Origin of the sequence: Undibacterium sp. Tian12W, from assembly GCF_049339405.1 — a bacterium.
Classification (GTDB): Bacteria; Pseudomonadota; Gammaproteobacteria; order Burkholderiales; family Burkholderiaceae_D; genus Undibacterium.
In genome coordinates this window covers 1-585 of sequence record NZ_JBMPPK010000070.1, presented here as the reverse complement: position 1 = coordinate 585, position 585 = coordinate 1, and the positions used below count along the sequence as shown (strand labels likewise).

General features: G+C 54.7%; 1 pseudogene. It reads left to right on the top strand.

Annotation, left to right across the window (positions count from 1 at the left end):
- Positions 1-585: pseudogene (locus ACO0LI_RS30640) on the top strand (hypothetical protein); the annotation flags it as partial.

Genomic DNA, 585 nt, shown 5'->3' with positions numbered 1-585 from the left:
CAGGCCGTCTGTCCGCCATTGATGCATCCGCATTCAAAGGCAACCTGACACTGAACCTCGGCAATGGCATCTTCACTACTGGTAAAGCTGACACATCCGGTTCCACACAAAACGTCACCATCACTGGCGGCTCTGGTAACGACACATTCTACCTGGCAGACACAGTAGAAACAGGCGACAGCATCACAGGCGGCGACGGTACAGATACACTGGTTATCGTCAACGGCGGTAACGTCACAGCCGGTGCAGCTGGTTCCTCCATCATCACCAAAGTAGAAGCCGTTCAAGTTCTGTTGAACAACGCCGCTTCCACAGTTGATTTCGCCAAACTGCCAGACGTCACAGGCGTATTGGTTCGCAACGTCTCCAACACCAACGTAGCAGCACCTGCGAACTCCGCACCGGTAGCTGGTACAGACGTGTTCACACTCAACAACCTGAGTGTTGCCCAAGGCGCCGCTATCACCATCCGTCATAGCGACACAGGCTCCAACGCCATCGGCCAATCCACCATCAACGCCAATCTGGCCGTTGCTACTGGCGCATCCGACACAGTTGCTGTCACTATCGCTGAAGGTTTGAACG